Below are 16580 nucleotides of genomic sequence, written 5' to 3'. Positions count from 1 at the left end.
GTTGGGTAGCCTTTTCCGCGAAGCCTGACCAAAGATCGGAATACCGCCCTCGCGGGCACCCCAGCCGATTCCTGCGGTCAGATAGTCCTTCTGGAGTGCGTTGAACGAAAGGAACCAAGCGATGGCCGACCTGACCAGCCTGAGCATCGAGCATCTGCGCTCGCCACGGCTGTATACCCACCGTCTGATCCTGCGGCCCTGGCTGGTGCAGGATCGAGCCAGGTTCGCCGAGCTGAATGCCGACCCGCGGGTGATGGAGTTCTTTCCGTCCTGCCTGGATCGCGCCCAGAGCGACGCGTTGCTGCGCCGCATCGACGCGCACTTCGCCGAGCACGGTTTTGGCTGGTGGGCGCTGCAGGTCAAGGGCGGCGATCCTTTCATCGGCTACGTGGGGCTGGAGGTCGTGGACTTCGATGCGCCCTTCGTACCCGCGGTGGCCATCGGCTGGCGTCTCGCCGCCGAGCATTGGGCGGAGGGCTTCGCCCACGAGGCGGCCGAGGCGGCGCTGAGCTACGCCTTCGATACCCTTGGCCTGGACCAGGTGGTGGCTTTCACCGTACCGGCCAACGAGAACTCCCTGGGACTGATGGAGCGCCTGGGGATGCATCGCGATCCCACCGACGACTTCGAGCATCCCGACCTGCCCCCCGGCCACCGCTTGCGGCATCATGTGCTGTACCGGTTGACGCGCGAGGACTGGCTTCGCAGATGAGTCGGCCGTTTCCGAAAAGGCCTCCCATGAACGCGAACCTTCCCCCTTCCGCCATTTCCGAACTGCATGGCCCGCGCCTGCTGCTGCGCGCCTGGCGCGACAGCGACCGCGAGGCGTTCGCCGAGATGTGCGCCGACCCGCAGGTAATGGAATTCTTCCCCAGTGTGCTCGACCGCGCGCAGAGCGACGCCTTGGTCGATCGCGTCCAGGCGCATTTTGCCGAGCGTGGCTACGGGCCCTGGGCCCTGGAGCTACCGGGCGAGGCGGCGTTCATCGGATTCACCGGCCTGTTCGACGTGACCATGGACGTGCACTTCGCCCCGACCGTGGAGATCGGCTGGCGCCTGGCGCCCGCCTACTGGGGCCGTGGATTCGCCCGCGAAGCGGCGGAAACCGCCTTGGACTTCGCCTTCGAGCGGCTGCGCCTGCCCGAGGTGGTGGCCTTCACCACGCCGCCCAACCGCCGCTCCTGGGGCTTGATGGAGCGCCTGGGCATGCGTCGCGATCCGGCCGAGGATTTCGACCACCCACTCCTGGCAGCGGATCACCCGATGCGCCGGCATATCCTCTATCGCGTCGACGCGGCCCGCTGGGCGGAGCGGTGAACATGGGCGACGGCGGCGGCGAGGTGCTCTCCTACCATCGCCTCAGCATGCATCGCCCGGAGCGCTACGCTCCCGGTCCCGGCGGACTGGACTGGGCGACCCAGCCGGCGCCGTTCCGCCAGTACCGGGGCTGCCGGCAAGTCGAACTGCTGCATCGGCCGCTGGAGGAGTCGCCACCCTACGACGGGGTGTTTTCCGGGCCGGCGGCCGCGCCCTCCCGGCTCGATCGCCGCAGCCTCTCGCAGATGCTCTACGACGGATTGGCGCTGTCGGCCTGGAAGGAGGCCGGCGGCACTCGCTGGGCGCTACGGGTCAATCCGTCGAGCGGCAACCTGCATCCCACCGAAGCCTACCTGCTGCTTCCCGGCGGTACCCTGGAGCCGGCGCCACTGCTCGCCCACTACCGTCCCGACAAGCATGCCCTGGAGGTGCGCGGCGAACTGCCGGCGCCGCTGGCTTCGCTGCTGGATGACTGCTTGCCGGCCGGCGGCTGCCTCCTGGCATTGACCAGCGTGCCCTGGCGCGAGGCCTGGAAATACGGTGAGCGAGCCTATCGCTACTGCCAGCATGACCTCGGCCACGCGCTGGCCTGCCTCTCGATCGCCGCGGCGATCCAGGGCTGGGAGATGCGCCTGCTGCGCGGCGTCGCCGAAAGCGCACTGGACGGCCTGTTCGGCCTTGACCGGGACGGCTTCGCCGAGTGCGAGAGCGTCGACGCACTGTTCTGGATCGGGCCGGCGCTCACGCAGGAGCCTTCCCTTTCGCCGCGCCTGTGCGAAGGGCTGGCGGCCCTGCCATTGGCCGGCGCACCGAACCGGCTGTCGCGGGAGTACCGGGACTGGCCGGAGTTGCAGCGGATACATGGGCTATGCCGGGCGCCGCGCCTGCCGGCACGCCCGTGGAGGGTCGCACCGGGCGAGCCCGGCAACGACAACCCCGGCCTGCCGCTGCGACCGCTGCTGCATCGGCGGCGTAGCGCGCAGCGCATGGACGGGCGCGCCGGCATCGATGTCGAACTGCTGCGGGCCTGGCTGCGCAGGCTGCTGCCGGAGCGCTCGCCGGTGCCTTTCGCGGTCACCGGCGAGGCCGCGCGGGTCGATCTACTGCTGTTCGTCCATCGCGTCCGGGGCCTGGTGCCGGGGTTGTACTGGCTGGATCGCAGCGGCCTGCGGCGGCCGCCGATGCGCGAGGACTTCCTCTGGCAGCGCGTCGATCCGGAGTTGCCGCTGTACCTGTTGCAGGAAGGCGATGCGCGCGCGCTGTCGGCGTATCTCTCCTGCCAGCAGGACATCGCCGGCGACGGCTGCGTCGCGCTCGCCATGCTCGCCCATCTCGGCGCGGCGCTCGAAGAAGGCCCCTGGTGCTATCCGCGGCTGTACTGGGAATGCGGGCAGCTCGGCCAGTTGCTCTACCTTGAGGCGGAGGCCGCTGGGCTGTCTGGGACGGGTATCGGCTGCTACTACGACCCCCTGGTGCATGAGCTGCTTGGACTAACGGATGAGTCCATGGCCAGTCTCTACCATTTCACCCTCGGCCGCGCGGTGTGGGACACTCGTCTTTGCAACATGCCCGCGTACCCGGCCTTGCGCCGCGACTAGCCCGTCGACAGCCCGAATTCGAGGAAACACCCCATGACCCAGATACTGGACAACCTGGTGGCTTTGCTGAGCCTGGAACCCATCGAGGAGAACCTGTTCCGGGGCATGAGCCAGGATCTCGGCTTCCGCCAGCTCTATGGCGGCCAGGTCCTGGGCCAGGCACTGTCGGCGGCCAGCCAGACGGTGGAGGACGATCGCCACGTACACTCCATGCACGGCTACTTCCTGCGTCCCGGTGACGCCAGCATGCCGGTGGTCTACCAGGTGGACCGGGTGCGCGACGGCGGCAGCTTCAGCACCCGCCGGGTCACCGCGATCCAGAAAGGCCAGCCGATCTTCACCCTGAGCAGCTCCTTCCAGTACGACGAGGAAGGTTTCCACCACCAGATCGAGATGCCCGAGGTGGTCGGCCCGGATAACTTGCCTTCGGAGCTGGAGCTGACCCGCCAGCGCGCCGAGCGGATTCCCGAGCGCATCCGCGACAAGCTGCTGTATCCGAAGCCCATCGAGATTCGTCCGGTCACCCAGCACGACCCCTACGACCCGCAGCCCGACGAACCGGTGAAGTACCTCTGGTTCCGTGCCGACGGCAAGCTGCCGGACGTCCCGGCGCTGCACAAGTACCTGCTGGCCTACGCCTCGGATTTCGGTTTCCTTACCACCTCGATGCAGCCCCATGCCGTTTCGGTGTGGCAGAAGACCATGCAGGTCGCCAGCCTCGACCACGCCCTGTGGTTCCACCGCGACCTGCGCGCGGACGAGTGGCTGCTCTACGCCATCGACAGCCCCTGGGCCGGCAACGCACGCGGTTTCGTGCGCGGCAGCATCTTCAACCAGAGCGGCCAGCTGGTCGCCTCGTCGAGCCAGGAAGGCCTGATCCGCAAGCGTGAGGACTGGGCGTGAGGCTGGCCGACATCCGCCACTGGGTGTTCGACATGGACGGCACCCTGACCCGGGCCGTGCACGACTTCCCGGCGATCCGCCGAGCGCTGGACATCCCCGAGCAGGACGACATCCTGCTGCACCTCGCCGCCCTGCCCGAGGCTGAGGCGGCGGCCAAGCACGCCTGGCTGCTCGAACACGAGCGCGCCCTGGCCGAGGCCGCGCGGCCGGCGCCGGGCGCACTGGAACTGGTGCGCGAGTTGCAGCGGCGCGGCGTGCGCCTGGGCATCCTGACCCGCAACGACCACCAGTTGGCGCTGATCACCCTCGAAGCGATCGGCCTGGGCGGCTGCTTCCCCACCGAGCACATCCTCGGGCGCGGCGAGGCGCGGCCCAAGCCGGACCCTGATGGCTTGCTGCGCATCGCCCGACGCTGGAACGTGACGCCGGCGGAGCTGGTGATGGTCGGCGACTACCGTTTCGACCTCGACTGCGGACGCGCCGCGGGTAGTCGCACGGTGCTGGTCAACCTGCCGGAAAACCCCTGGCCGGAGCTGGCCGACTGGCACGCTGCCGATTGCCATGCGTTGCTCGAGCAACTGCAAACGCCGTAGGAATATCCGGCGGAAAACCTCGAGGGCGGCAGCGCCAGCGGCTCCCCGAAAACGAAAAAAGCGCAGGAGGCCAGGCTCCTGCGCTTTTTCCTGCGCATCCGTGCGGGATGCGGCGGCCGTTATCAGCCGTTGATCGCGTCGGTCAGCGCCTTGGCCGGAACGAACTTGGCTACACGCTTGGCAGCGATCTCGATCGCCTTGCCGGTCTGCGGGTTGCGGCCGGTGCGCGCGGGACGCTCGGAGACCTTCAGCTTGCCGATACCCGGCAGGGTGATTTCGCCATCGTTCTCCAGGGCGTCCTTGACGATCTCGGCGAGCTGGTCGAGCGCGCTGCGAACGGTGGTCTTCTGCGCGTCGATGGCTTCGGCGATGTCCTGGATCAGTTGGTCTTTGGTCAGTGCCATGGTGGTGTAGCTCCTTGGTAAAAGACTGCGCGAGGGGCCTCGCACAGAAACGGGCGTGATTTTAAACAGCTTGGCGCGAATAAGGTTCCCTTTTCTCCGCTTATTTGTTTCCTCGCACGACGCGCATGACAGAGCCGTTACAGAGGTTTTCGCGGCTGTCCGGAATGATGCCGGCGTCGGTTGCCCGACGCATCCTCATGGTTCTGCCAGGGGCGCATGCCTCCGGTTCTTAGTTAAGGATTATTGGTTATTTATGAGTTAGGGTTTCATCCATTATGGTTATAAGCAGGACATCCCGTCCCTTTCCATCACCGGAGCCTGCTTACCTCGCGCCAACGCCTGGCCCTCGCTCCCCGTTCGAGGTGCCGCATGAGCGAAGCCCGGCTCCACTCGCCCGACCCCAGGACACTGCGACCCATGGCCGGTTGGGCGGCAAGCCTGCGCGACAGTGGACTGCTGGCGCTGGCAGTGCCGCGCGTGTTCGCCGGCATGGAGCGGGGCTGGGGGGAAATCTTCGCTGGCGTCCGCCACCTGGCCGAGCAGGAACTCGAGCTGGCACGGCGCCTGGCCCTGCATCATCTGCAGATCGCTTCCATTCGCCTGCTGGGTAGTCCTGAACAGCAGCGCCGCCTGTTGCCGGCCAGCGTCGAGCGCCGCTGGCTGTGGAGCGAGGCGGTCGATCTGCGGCGCGCCCAGCCCGAAGCGCAGGAGCACTGGCGGGGCGGTTTCCTGGTGGGTGGGCGGGGTAGCGATTGCTTCGCCGTGGAAGACGTGGATCGCTTGCTGATCTCAGCCTGGCACGCGCCCTCCCGCGCTCACCTGATCGCTGTCGCCGAAACGGGGCGGGCAGGCATCGACATCTCCGGCCTCGCCGATGGCTCGGGGCTGTTCTTGCCCGCCGGGCAGCGGCTGCATTACCAGCGGCTGCGGCTGCATCCCGAGGACATCCTGGTGCCGCCCGGCCTGCCGCCGACCCCGTGCGGGCAACTGCGCGAAGGCTTGACCCGATTGGCCCAGGCCAACCTCGACCTGGGCCAGGCTGCGCGGGTGCCGGGCGACGTGGCGGGGCAGGGAGAGGCGCCGCGTCTCCTCGCCCTCGCGCTGCGTCTTGTCGAACTGGCGGCGGAGTCCTTCCAGGCGGCATTCGCCCGCGGCGGCGCGCTGACATTCCGCGAAAGCGCGGCGGCGTCGCTGCTGGCGAGCGAGGCGAAGGCGGTGGCCCGCGCCGGGCTGCTCGCCTGCCTGCGCCGACAGGCCCTGGAAGCCCGTCTGCTGGGCGCGGCCCTGTAGGGACGGGGGGCATGGAGCAAGGGCGGAATGGCATCCGGGTGCGCATTCGCGCTCATAAACTAATTCCAAAATATTATTTATATCGAGTTTTTTATATCTGTAATCTGCATCGCACCGGACCACCGGACTCGCTGTCGCCACCCATTGCCCGTCCCTGGTCCGTTCTCCTCCGGAGCGCGGCACCGTTGCCTCCGAGGTTCGCCCGATGAAACGCCCGAATTCCCTGCACCGCCTGGTGGCAGCCCTGGCCTTTGCCAGCCTTTCCGTCGCCGCCCAGGCCGCCGACATCACGGTCGGCTACCAGACCGGCATCGACCCGACCAAGGTGCCCCAGGCCGATGGCCTGTACGAGAAAGCCATCGGCGAGAAGATCGACTGGCGCCGCTTCAACAGCGGTCCGGAAGTGATCGCCGCGCTCGCCTCCGGAGACCTGCAACTCGGCAACATCGGGTCCAGCCCGCTGGCAGCGGCGACCTCGCGGAAGCTGCCGATCGTCGCCTTCATCGTTTCCGCGCAGATCAACGCCGCCGAGGCGCTGGTGGTGCGCAATGGAAGCGGGATCGGGAAACCCGAGGACCTGGCCGGCAAGACCATCGCTACCCCGTTTGTTTCAACCTCCCACTACAGCCTGCTCGGCGCCCTCAAGCACTGGCAGATCGATCCGTCCAAGGTGAAGATCGTCAACCTCAACCCGGCCGAGATCGCTGCCGCCTGGCGTCGCGGCGACATCGACGGGGCCTTCGTCTGGTCGCCGGCGCTGGGCGAGATCAAGAAAAGCGGCAAGGTCCTCACCGACGCCGCCGAAGTCGGCCAGTGGGGTGCGCCGACCTTCGAGGTGTGGGTGGCGCGCAAGGACTTCGCCGAGAAGCATCCTGAAATCGTCGCCCGCTTCGCCCGCGTCAGCCTCGATTCCTTCGCCGACTACAACGCGCACAAGGCCGAATGGACCGCCGACTCCGAGCCGGTGAAGAAGATCGCCCGGCTGACCGGCGCCGATCCCAGGGACGTCCCCGAACTGCTGGCCGGCTCGACCTTCCCGGAAAGCCAGGCGCAACTTTCCGCCGACCTGCTCGGCGGCGGCACCGCCAAGGCTATCGCCGGCACTGCCGAATTCCTCAAGGAGCAGAAGCGCGTGCCGGCCGTCCTCGGCGACTACTCGCCCTACGTCAGCGCCGATTTCGTGCGCCAGGCGGAGCAGGTCCAGGTCGGCCAGCGCTGAATTCCGCGCCTCCGCTCCGGCCTGTCGGAGCGGAGGCTTTCTTACCCTACGGAGGGCAGAACACATGAGCCGTCTGACGGCCGAGGCGATCAGCCTCTCATTCGAACAGCGCGGCCAGCGCCGCGCCATCCTCCGCGATCTCAGCCTGGGCCTGGCCAAGGGCGAGTCGCTGGTGGTGCTGGGTCCTTCGGGCTGCGGCAAGTCGACACTGCTGAACATCCTCGCCGGTTTCCAGACGCCGGACCAGGGACGCGTGCAGATCGACGGCCGGACACTCGAAGGGCCCGGCGGCGAGCGCGGCGTGGTATTCCAGGACGACGCCCTGATGCCCTGGCTCAACGCCCTCGACAACGTCGCCCTGGGCCTGCGCATCCGTGGCCTGGGCAAGGCCGAGCGCACCGCGCGGGCGCGCCAGGTCCTGCAACTGGTGGGCCTCCAGGAGTACGCCGAGCAGTCCGTCGCCCAGCTCTCCGGCGGCCAGCGGCAACGCCTCGGGCTGGCACGCGCGCTGGCGGTCGAGCCGGACTTCCTGCTGCTCGACGAGCCGTTCGGCGCGCTCGACGCGCTGACCCGCGAGCGCATGCAGGTGCTCCTGCTGGACCTGTGGAAGCAGACCGGCAAGGGCCTCTTCCTGATCACCCACAGCGTCGACGAAGCCCTGTTCCTGGCTACCGACCTGGTGGTGATGGACGGCCCGCCGGCGCGCATCGTCAAGCGCCTGCCGGTGGACTTCGCGCGGCGTTACGCCGCCGGCGAAACGGTGCGTTCGATCAAGTCCGATCCCGAGTTCGGCCGTTTGCGCCAGGCGTTGCTGGACGAATTCCTCGATGTCGCGGAGGCCGAACATGCCCACTGATACCCTCGGACTCGCCGTCGCCAATCCTGTCCCGCGCAAGCGCCGTCTGCCCGGCGACCGTCGGCGCTGGGCCGCCGGTGCCAGCGTGCTGGCCCTGGCCCTGCTGTGGTGGGCGGCGACCCGTTTCGGCTGGGTCGACGTGCTGTTCCTGCCGGCGCCCGAACAGCTCTTCGAAGCCCTGCAACGGCTATGGCAGGAGGGCTACCTCGATGCCAGCCTGCTGCAACACGTCGGCACCAGCCTGCTGCGGGTGCTCCTGGCGCTCGGCGCGGCGGTGCTGACGGCGATCCCGCTGGGCGTGCTGATGGGCCTCAATCCCCTGGCCGGCGCCGCCCTCGATCCGCTGGTGGAGTTCTACCGGCCGATCCCGCCGTTGGCCTACCTGCCGTTGATCGTCATCTGGTTCGGCATCGGCGAGCTGAGCAAGGTGCTGCTGATCTACCTGGCGCTGTTCGCGCCGCTGCTGATCGCTACCGCCGCCGGCGTGCGTCGCGTCGACCGATCGCGGGTGCAGGCGGTGCGCTGCCTGGGGGCCAGCCGCTGGCAGGTGGTGCGCTACGTGATCCTGCCGAGTGCCTTGCCGGAGGTCCTCACCGGCCTGCGCATCGCCCTCGGCGTCGGCTGGTCGACCCTGGTCGCCGCCGAGCTGATCGCGGCCAACCGCGGCCTCGGCTTCATGGTCCAGTCCGCCGCGCAATTCCTCGCCACCGACGTGGTGGTGGTCGGCATCCTGCTGATCGCCGCCATCGCCCTGGCCTTCGAACTGGGGCTGCGCTGGGTCCAGCGGCGCTTCGCCGCCTGGGGTTGAGCGCGAGAGTCCCGAGTCATTTCCGAACCGGCCTTCACCCACGCGGCGAAGGCCGGAGCGAGGGCGCGCAGGGCGCGCCCGCAACCTGCCCGACGAGTAGCACGACATGAGCCTGACCATCCAACCCATTAGCCCGGCCCTGGGCGCCATCGTTTCCGGCATCGACCTCGGCGCGCCGCTGGACGACACCGGCCAGCGGGCCATCGAGCAGGCCCTGCTCGAACACCAGGTGCTGTTCTTCCGCGACCAGTCGCTGGAGCCCAGGAGCCAGGCGCGCTTCGCCGCCCGCTTCGGCGACCTGCACATCCATCCGATCTACCCCAGCGTGCCGGAGCAGCCGGAGGTCATCGTCCTCGACACCGCGGTCACCGACGTGCGCGACAATGCCATCTGGCACACCGACGTGACCTTCCTCGAGACCCCGGCGCTGGGAGCCGTGCTCGCCGCCAAGCAATTGCCGCCGTACGGCGGCGACACCCTCTGGGCGAGCAGCACGGCGGCCTACGAGGCGCTGTCGGCGCCGCTGCGGCGTCTGCTGGACGGCCTCACGGCGACCCACGACATCGGCAAGTCCTTCCCCCGCGAGCGCTTCGGCGTCACCGAGGCCGACCTGGCGCGCCTGGAGGAGGCCCGCCTGAAGAATCCGCCGCGCTCGCATCCGGTGGTGCGCACCCATCCGCTCACCGGGCGCAAGGGCCTGTTCGTCAGCGATGGCTTCACCACCCGCATCAACGAACTGGAGCCGGCCGAGAGCGATGCGCTGCTGACGTTCCTCTTCGCCCATGCCACGCGACCTGAATTCACCGTGCGCTGGCGCTGGCAGGAAAACGACGTGGCGTTCTGGGACAACCGCGTGACCCAGCACTACGCGGTGGACGACTACCGGCCACAGCGGCGGGTCATGCATCGCGCCACCATCCTCGGCGACAAGCCCGTCTGACGCCGCCGCGCGCGGGCTTGCTCCGGCGGCCCGCGCCGGCAACTGTCCGTTCCGCCAGCTTTTCCTCTCGAAAAGGTCGCCTCTGCGACATTCGCTGTCGTGTCCCGGCGTGCCGCTCTCGCCTAAGCTTGGCGGGTCCAATTGTTTCGAGAGTTTTCATCCATGCAAGAACGCATCCCGGATGAGCTGACCCTGCCAGAGCTCACCCTGCGTGGCCTGATCCTCGGTGCGCTGATCACCGTGGTCTTCACCGCCTCCAACGTCTACCTCGGTCTGAAGGTCGGCCTGACCTTCGCCTCGTCGATCCCGGCGGCGGTGATCTCGATGGCCGTCCTGCGCTACTTCTCCGGCGCCAACATCCTCGAGAACAACATGGTGCAGACCCAGGCCTCGGCGGCCGGCACTCTATCCTCGATCATCTTCATCCTTCCCGGCCTGCTGATGATCGGCTACTGGAGTGGCTTCCCGTTCTGGCAGACCGCGGCGATCTGCTCCATCGGCGGCATTCTCGGGGTGCTCTATACCATTCCGCTGCGCCGGGTGATGGTGGTGCAGAGCGAACTGCCGTATCCGGAAGGGGTGGCGGCGGCGGAAATCCTCCGGGTCGGCAGCGACGGCGCCGAGGACGAGGAAGACGCCCGCGCGCCGCGTGCCGCCGGTAACGCGCCGGGGCTCTACGACATCCTCGGCGGCGGCCTGGTGGCGGCGCTGTTCAGCCTCTGGAGCAGCGGCTTCAAGGTTCTCGCCGAAGGCTTCAGCGTCTGGCTCAGTGCCGGGCAGGCGGCGTTCCGCCTTTCCACCGGTTTTTCCCTGGCGCTGGTCGGTGCCGGCTACCTGATGGGCATCACCGCCGGCATCGCGATCCTCATCGGCGTGCTGATCTCCTGGGGCGTCGCGGTGCCGCTGCTGACCGTCAACAGCGTGCCGGCCGACGGCCAGAGCCTGTCGGACCTGGCCACCCAACTGTGGAGTTCGCAGGTGCGCTTCCTCGGCGCCGGCACCATCGGCGTGGCCGCGCTGTGGACCCTGGCGACCCTGTTCAAGCCGATGGTACGGGGCGTCTGGGCCTCCCTCGGGGCAGTGCGCGGCAATAGCCAGGCGAACAGCCTGCGCACCGAGCTGGACATGCCGGCCAAGTGGATCCTGCTGATCGCCGGGATACTGCTGGTCTCGCTGTTCGTGGTCTTCAGCCACTTCCTCGGTGCCGCCGCGCCGGACATGGCCAGCCCGCAGTTCTGGAGCCTGGTGGCGGTATGCGTGGTGTTCGCCTTCTTCTTCGGCTTCCTGATCGCCGCCGCCTGCGGCTACATGGCCGGCCTGGTCGGTTCGTCGAGCAGTCCGATCTCGGGCATCGGAATCATCGCGGTCATCCTGGTGTCGTTGCTGATACTCGGCTTCGGCAGCATCGAGGGCGGCCTGCTGGACCGCCAGAACGGCAAGCTGGCGATCGCCCTGGCGCTGTTTACCACCTCGGTGGTGCTGGCCATCGCGGCGATCTCCAACGACAACCTGCAGGACCTCAAGACCGGCTACCTGGTCGGCGCCACGCCCTGGCGCCAGCAGGTCGCGCTGATCGTCGGCTGCATCGTCGGCGCGCTGGTGATCCCCCCGGTGCTGGAACTGCTCTACAGCGCCTACGGCTTCACCGGGGCCCTGCCGCGCGAGGGAATGGACCCCGGCCAGGCCCTGGCCGCGCCGCAGGCGACCCTGATGACGGCGATCGCCAGCGGGATTTTCCACGACGCGCTGAACTGGAACATGATCCTCATCGGCGTCGCCCTGGGCATCGCCCTGATCCTCGTCGACCTGCTCCTGCGCCGTACCGGCAAGGCCTGCCTGCCGGTGCTGGCGGTGGGCCTGGGGATCTACCTGCCGCCGACCATCGGCATGACCCTGGTGGTCGGCGCGCTGATTTCCTGGCTGCTGGAAAATGCCCTGAAGAAGCGCGCGGCGGCAGCCGGGGTCGACGAAGAGACCTATGCCGAAGAGCCGAAGCGACGCGGCGTGCTGCTGGCCTCGGGGCTGATCGTCGGCGAGAGCCTGATGGGCATCCTGCTCGCCGGGGTGATCGGCGCCACCGGCGAGGACGCGCCGCTGGCGCTGGCCGGCGCCGGCTTCGCGGGCATCGCCCAATGGCTGGGACTGGTGGTATTCGTCGCGATCTGCGTGCTGTTCTACCGGCGAGTGCTGGCGCGCTGAGGGATTCGTGGCTGCACTGGGAGGGGATGTTGCCGCTAGCGTCATTCCCTGCGGTCAGGGACGGAGGATGAGGGAAGGGGCGCCCTGCGCGCGCCCCTTTTCCTGCGCTCAACGCACCAGGTGCAGGAACTGCAGGTGCCGCTCGTACTGGTCGAGCATGTCGTTGATGATCTGCTCCTTGGTGTAGCCCATCAGATCGTAGTCCTGGCTACCTTCGGCGAGATGCACCTCGGCACGGAAGTAGCGGCGATTCTTCAGGTGCAGGCCGCCCATGCCGGCACGCGCGAAGGACGGCGTGAAGTAGCCGCGCATCAGCACCTGGTAGAGGAACCGATGCTGCTCGCCATGACCGATCTCCAGGCTCAGCGAGGCGTTGCCCGGGTCGAGCTGGGCGTCCACCGCCAGGCCCTTCTCGCGGAACACCTCGGAAACCTCGCTGATCGCCGGGCGCACAACGTCGTTCATGAAGCGGTACACCTCGTCCCGCGAGGGGAAGTGCACGGCCTGCGACAGGCGTCGCTTCCAGCCGCCGGAGCGCTTGCCGTTGCCGCTCATCAGCGGCGCCAGGGAGTGGCTCCGCGCCCGCTGGCGCTGCGACTCCATGTAGAAGGCCTTGTGCAGGCCCCACATCATCAATAGCAGGATCAGCGAGAAGGGCAGGGAGGTCAGCACCACCGCCGACTTCAGCGCGTCGATGCTGCCGGCGAACAGCAGCCCTCCGGTGACCAGCGCGGTGACCGAGCCCCAGAACACCCGCAGCCACTTCGGTCCGTCGTCGTCGGCGCTGCCGCCGTGGGCGGAGAGGGTGGAGAGGACCACGGTGCCGGAGTCCGCCGAGGTGACGAAGAAGACGAAGCTGACCAGCACAGTGACGGTGATCACCGCGCGGCTCCAGGGGTAGTTCTGGAGCATCTGGTAGAGGGCCATCGACGGCTGCTCGATGGCCACCCGGCCGAGTTCGCTGGCGCCGCCGAGGGCCTGCTCCAGGGCGCTGTTGCCGAAGATCGACATCCACGCCAGGGTGAAGCCGAGCGGGATGAACAGCACGCCGAAGACGAATTCGCGGATCGTCCGGCCGCGCGAGATGCGCGCGATGAACAGGCCGACGAAGGGCGCCCAGGCGATCCACCAGGCCCAGTAGAACACCGTCCACGAGCCCAGCCAGTCGCTGGGACCGCCGTAGGCGTAGAGGTCGAAGCTCTTGCCCGGCAGGTGGCCGAGGTAGTCGCCGACGTTCTGCACCAGGGTGTTGAGCAGGTGCTGGGTCGGACCGGCGAACAGCACGAACAGCAGCAGGCTGCAGGCCAGCAGCATGTTGATGTCGGAGAGGATGCGGATGCCCTTGTCGACCCCGGAGACCGCCACCGAGATCGCCGCGCCCATCATCAGCACGATGAGCGCCATCTGCACCGGGTGGGTATGCGGGATGGCGTACAGGTAGTCCAGCCCGGAGTTCAGCTGGAGCACGCCGAAGCCCATGTCGGCGCCGAGGCCGAACACCGTGGCGATGATGCCGAAGCAGTCCACCGTGTAGCCGATCGGCCCGTTGATGCGCTTGCCGATCAACGGGTAGAGCGCCGAGCGCAGGGCCAGTGGCAGGTTGTGGCGGTAGGCGAAGTAGGCCAGGGCCATCGCCACCAGGGCGAACACGCCCCAGCCGTGCAGGCCCCAGTGCAGGAACAGCAGTTCCATGGCCTGCCGCGCGGCTTCCTGGGTACCGGCCTCGCCTTGCGGCGGCTGGAGGAAGTGGGTCAACGGCTCGGATACGCAGAAGAAGAACAGGGTGATGCTGATGCCGGCGGCGAACAGCATGCCGGCCCAGGACAGGTAGCTGAATTCCGGCTCGTCGTGGTCGGCACCGAGCTTGATCTTGCCGTAGCCGGAAAGCGCGGTGACCACCACGAAGATCAGGTACAGCGTCATCGCCAGCAGGTAGTACCAACCGACGGTCTGCGAGGCCCAGGTCTGTGCGGCCAGCAGCCATTCGCCGGCGCGCTGGGGGAAGCCGATGACCACCGCGGCGAACAGCAGGATCAGGATCGCCGCACCGTAGAACACCGGGGGATTCATGCGGATGGGCGTGGGGGTGGAGGGGGTGGCGGAGGGCGATTGTGCGTCAGTCAAAACAGGCTGGTCTCCTCGTCCTTAATTTGATCAAGCGTTCAATATAAACACGATCAAGGGCTCGGGAGCCAATCCTTCGGACGTATGGAAGCCTTCGGCGCCGCGCTTTTCCCGCACGTTCGCCGAAGGATTCCTTCAGTTCGCCGCCAGTCCCAGGCGCCGCCTTCCCGCCTCCTCGTCGCCGCCTGCCTGCTCGGTGGCCAGCTGCAGGAGCAGGGCCTGTACCTGCTCCAGCGACGGCGCTCTGGCTTGGCCGAGCAGGCGCCGCAGACCGGCCAGCGATGGGTCTGGCGTTGCCCCGCCAAAATTCAGATGCTGCGGCAGGATTTCTTCCTTGTCGCTGACCAGCAGGGCGAAGTGGACGACGTTTTCCAGCTCGCGGATGTTGCCTGGCCAGGGATAGCTCTCGAGGACCCGCTGGGTTTCCACGCCGATGGCCGGCACCGGCAGGTCCAGGCGCTGGGCATAGACACCGACGAAGTATTCCGTCAGCGGCAGGATGTCCCCCGGACGTTCGCGCAATGGCGGCAGGCTCAGGCGGCCGTCGTGCAGGTACTGCTGCAGGCCGGCCAGGAACTTGCCGGCGCGCACCGCCTGGTCCAGGTCGACGCTGGTGGCGGTGACCAGGCGCACGTCATGGGGAATCGGCTGCTGCGCGCCGACCCGCAGCACCTCGCGTTCCTCCAGCGCCTGCAGCAGCCTGGCCTGCAACGTCAGCGGCAGGTCGCCGATCTCGTCCAGGTACAGGGTGCCGCCATTGGCCGAACCGAACCAGCCGGCGCGGCTGCCGACCGGGCCGTTGTGGGCGCCGGGGGCGTAGCCGAACAGCTCGGCTTCGGCGTGGTTGCGACTGAGGGCGCTGCAACTGACCGCGACGAACAGACCGGCGCGTTCGCTGTGGCGGTGGATCTGCCGGGCGAGCAGCTCCTTGCCGGTGCCGGTCTCGCCTTCGATCAGCACCGGCTGGCCCTGCGGCGCGAGGCGCTCGAGTTCTTCGCGGACCCGGTGCGAGCGTGGGTCGAAGAACACCAGGGCCTTGGCGCGGATGCTCAGCGGACTGCGGTCGGCGTCGGGGAAGGTCAACGGCGCGGGGCGTGGTTTCTCGCTCATGGGTAACTCCTTGACGGCACGGGGCGCCTCCAGCGCCTGCGCCGCGACGACGGACCGGGACGGCTGCGGGCGGGGGCCGTTGCGGAAAAAGAAACGCCGGTGCAAGCCATGCGACACCGGCGTGAACAAGGGGCGCTGCAACGGCGCCCAGCGTGGGAGTCGGGACGGGCTGGGGTCAGAAGGCCGGGACCACCGCGCCGGCATATTTCTTCTCGATGAAGGCTTTCACTTCCGGGCTGGTCAGCGCGGCGGAAAGCTTCTTCAGGGCGTCGCTGTCCTTGTTGTCCGGACGTGCCACCAGGTAGTTCACATAGGGCGAGTCGCGGTCTTCCAGGACCAGCGCGTCCTTGGCCGGGTTGAGCTTGGCCTCCAGCGCGTAGTTGGTGTTGATAAGGTCCAGGTCGACCTGGTCCAGCACGCGCGGCAACAGGGCCGATTCGAGTTCCTTGAACTTCAGGTTCTTCGGGTTCTCGGCGATGTCCTTGGGCGTGGCCAGGGCGTTGTTCGGGTCCTTCAGCTTGAGCAGGCCGGCCTTCTGCAACAGCAGCAGGGCGCGCCCGCTGTTGCTGCCTTCGTTGGGGATGGCGACGGTGGCGCCGTCGGGCAGCTCGGCCAGCGACTTGTATTTCCTCGAATAGCCACCGAAGGGTTCGACGTGTACGCCGACCACGGTGACCAGGTTGGTGCCCTTGCCTTTGTTGAAGTTCTCCAGGTACGGCAGGGTCTGGAAGTAGTTGGCGTCCAGGCGCTTCTCGGCGACCTGCACGTTGGGCTGCACGTAGTCGGTGAACACCTTGATCTGCAGGTCGACGCCTTCCTTCGCCAGGGTCGGCTTGATCAGCTCAAGGATTTCCGCATGGGGGATCGGCGTGGCGGCGACGATGAGCTTTTCCGCGGCGCTGGCGGAAACGCTGATGACGGAGGCCAGGGCAGTCAGCAGGAGCAGTTTTTTCATTCTTCGATCCTTGTAGGGCGATGTCCGCCGCTGCGCGCAGGGCGGTGAAGGAGGGGCGCCAACACGCGAGGGGCGGCTTGAAGGGGAGAGTAGCGACTCTTTTTATTCCATAAAAATATTATTTATTTATTTTTATATTCTATTAATGAATATGCGAGAGCTGAGGCAATTTGTCTCGCGACAACCGACCACAGCAGGACGGTCTAGGCTAACGGGTAAGATTTTCGTACCGAATTGCTCTGCATCAAGGCGGGTGGTCCGGGA

Annotated in this window: 15 protein-coding genes; 11 read left to right on the top strand and 4 right to left on the bottom strand. The window is 67.6% G+C overall.

Annotated elements, in window-relative coordinates:
• Positions 1-121: 121 nt before the first annotated feature.
• From FOC67_RS20935 to FOC67_RS20915, 5 genes are read left to right on the top strand one after another with little or no spacing between them, the layout of a single operon-like run.
• Complete coding sequence (locus FOC67_RS20935) at positions 122-712, top strand: GNAT family N-acetyltransferase (RefSeq protein ID WP_003110394.1); 591 nt, start codon at positions 122-124, stop codon at positions 710-712.
• A 26-nt stretch (positions 713-738) separates the two neighbouring features.
• A complete protein-coding gene (locus FOC67_RS20930) occupies positions 739-1317 on the top strand; it encodes a GNAT family N-acetyltransferase (protein ID WP_003110395.1) in 579 nt (192 codons plus the stop codon).
• A gap of 2 nt (positions 1318-1319) precedes the next feature.
• Positions 1320-2915: a SagB/ThcOx family dehydrogenase gene (locus tag FOC67_RS20925; RefSeq protein WP_009313394.1), complete on the top strand. Its 1596-nt coding sequence runs from the start codon at positions 1320-1322 to the stop codon at positions 2913-2915.
• A gap of 33 nt (positions 2916-2948) precedes the next feature.
• The gene (gene tesB / locus FOC67_RS20920) at positions 2949-3818 is read left to right on the top strand and encodes an acyl-CoA thioesterase II (protein WP_003093084.1); all 870 of its coding nucleotides are present in this window, start codon (positions 2949-2951) and stop codon (positions 3816-3818) included.
• A complete protein-coding gene (locus FOC67_RS20915; RefSeq protein ID WP_003107576.1) occupies positions 3815-4411 on the top strand; it encodes an HAD family hydrolase in 597 nt (198 codons plus the stop codon). The genes tesB and FOC67_RS20915 overlap by 4 nt, the downstream gene beginning before the upstream one ends.
• Positions 4412-4533: 122 nt before the next feature.
• Here the strand turns inward: FOC67_RS20915 and FOC67_RS20910 are convergent, their stop codons facing one another.
• Positions 4534-4815, bottom strand: a complete 282-nt coding sequence (locus FOC67_RS20910; RefSeq protein ID WP_003093079.1) for an HU family DNA-binding protein — start codon at positions 4813-4815, stop codon at positions 4534-4536.
• A 369-nt stretch (positions 4816-5184) separates the two neighbouring features.
• Here FOC67_RS20910 and FOC67_RS20905 point away from each other — a divergent pair, with 369 nt between their 5' ends.
• The 6 genes from FOC67_RS20905 to FOC67_RS20880 all read left to right on the top strand — a co-directional run bounded on the left by FOC67_RS20905 (position 5185) and on the right by FOC67_RS20880 (position 12127).
• Positions 5185-6105: a hypothetical protein gene (locus FOC67_RS20905; protein ID WP_009313395.1), complete on the top strand. Its 921-nt coding sequence runs from the start codon at positions 5185-5187 to the stop codon at positions 6103-6105.
• Positions 6106-6310: 205 nt separating this feature from the next.
• On the top strand, positions 6311-7324 hold the full coding sequence (tauA, locus tag FOC67_RS20900) for a taurine ABC transporter substrate-binding protein (protein ID WP_003110398.1): 1014 nt from the start codon (positions 6311-6313) through the stop codon (positions 7322-7324).
• 64 nt (positions 7325-7388) lie between these two features.
• A complete protein-coding gene (locus FOC67_RS20895) occupies positions 7389-8180 on the top strand; it encodes a taurine ABC transporter ATP-binding protein (protein WP_009313396.1) in 792 nt (263 codons plus the stop codon).
• Entirely contained in the window at positions 8170-8988 is an 819-nt protein-coding gene (locus tag FOC67_RS20890) for an ABC transporter permease subunit (RefSeq protein ID WP_003114312.1), read from the top strand. The genes FOC67_RS20895 and FOC67_RS20890 overlap by 11 nt, the downstream gene beginning before the upstream one ends.
• 106 nt (positions 8989-9094) lie before the next feature.
• Complete coding sequence (tauD, locus tag FOC67_RS20885) at positions 9095-9928, top strand: taurine dioxygenase (RefSeq protein WP_003093068.1); 834 nt, start codon at positions 9095-9097, stop codon at positions 9926-9928.
• Between the two features lie 162 nt (positions 9929-10090).
• Positions 10091-12127, top strand: a complete 2037-nt coding sequence (locus FOC67_RS20880) for an OPT family oligopeptide transporter (protein WP_009313397.1) — start codon at positions 10091-10093, stop codon at positions 12125-12127.
• A 108-nt stretch (positions 12128-12235) separates the two neighbouring features.
• Here FOC67_RS20880 and betT read toward each other — a convergent pair whose 3' ends face one another.
• From betT to FOC67_RS20865, 3 genes are all read right to left on the bottom strand, one after another.
• A complete protein-coding gene (gene betT / locus FOC67_RS20875; protein ID WP_003119234.1) occupies positions 12236-14197 on the bottom strand; it encodes a choline BCCT transporter BetT in 1962 nt (653 codons plus the stop codon).
• Positions 14198-14386: 189 nt separating this feature from the next.
• Positions 14387-15361, bottom strand: coding sequence for a sigma 54-interacting transcriptional regulator (locus tag FOC67_RS20870; RefSeq protein WP_009313398.1), 975 nt, complete (start codon positions 15359-15361; stop codon positions 14387-14389).
• A gap of 175 nt (positions 15362-15536) precedes the next feature.
• The gene (locus FOC67_RS20865) at positions 15537-16316 is read right to left on the bottom strand and encodes a MetQ/NlpA family ABC transporter substrate-binding protein (protein ID WP_003093057.1); all 780 of its coding nucleotides are present in this window, start codon (positions 16314-16316) and stop codon (positions 15537-15539) included.
• Between the last annotated feature and the right edge of the window lie 264 nt (positions 16317-16580).

Source organism: Pseudomonas sp. FDAARGOS_761, assembly GCF_013343155.1.
Lineage (GTDB): Bacteria > Pseudomonadota > Gammaproteobacteria > Pseudomonadales > Pseudomonadaceae > Pseudomonas > Pseudomonas aeruginosa.
This window is presented reverse-complemented; position numbering and strand designations above follow the sequence as displayed.

Excerpts from the sequence above, each read along its gene's own strand:
- FOC67_RS20930 (WP_003110395.1), top strand. The coding sequence starts at position 739 with ATGAACGCGAACCTTCCCCCTTCCGCCATTTCCGAACTGCATGGCCCG.
- tesB (WP_003093084.1), top strand. The coding sequence starts at position 2,949 with ATGACCCAGATACTGGACAACCTGGTGGCTTTGCTGAGCCTGGAACCC.
- FOC67_RS20870 (WP_009313398.1), bottom strand. The coding sequence starts at position 15,361 with ATGAGCGAGAAACCACGCCCCGCGCCGTTGACCTTCCCCGACGCCGAC.
- FOC67_RS20905 (WP_009313395.1), top strand. The coding sequence starts at position 5,185 with ATGAGCGAAGCCCGGCTCCACTCGCCCGACCCCAGGACACTGCGACCC.
- FOC67_RS20880 (WP_009313397.1), top strand. The coding sequence starts at position 10,091 with ATGCAAGAACGCATCCCGGATGAGCTGACCCTGCCAGAGCTCACCCTG.
- FOC67_RS20910 (WP_003093079.1), bottom strand. The coding sequence starts at position 4,815 with ATGGCACTGACCAAAGACCAACTGATCCAGGACATCGCCGAAGCCATC.
- FOC67_RS20925 (WP_009313394.1), top strand. The coding sequence starts at position 1,320 with ATGGGCGACGGCGGCGGCGAGGTGCTCTCCTACCATCGCCTCAGCATG.
- tauA (WP_003110398.1), top strand. The coding sequence starts at position 6,311 with ATGAAACGCCCGAATTCCCTGCACCGCCTGGTGGCAGCCCTGGCCTTT.
- FOC67_RS20935 (WP_003110394.1), top strand. The coding sequence starts at position 122 with ATGGCCGACCTGACCAGCCTGAGCATCGAGCATCTGCGCTCGCCACGG.
- FOC67_RS20890 (WP_003114312.1), top strand. The coding sequence starts at position 8,170 with ATGCCCACTGATACCCTCGGACTCGCCGTCGCCAATCCTGTCCCGCGC.
- tauD (WP_003093068.1), top strand. The coding sequence starts at position 9,095 with ATGAGCCTGACCATCCAACCCATTAGCCCGGCCCTGGGCGCCATCGTT.
- betT (WP_003119234.1), bottom strand. The coding sequence starts at position 14,197 with ATGAATCCCCCGGTGTTCTACGGTGCGGCGATCCTGATCCTGCTGTTC.
- FOC67_RS20895 (WP_009313396.1), top strand. The coding sequence starts at position 7,389 with ATGAGCCGTCTGACGGCCGAGGCGATCAGCCTCTCATTCGAACAGCGC.
- FOC67_RS20865 (WP_003093057.1), bottom strand. The coding sequence starts at position 16,316 with ATGAAAAAACTGCTCCTGCTGACTGCCCTGGCCTCCGTCATCAGCGTT.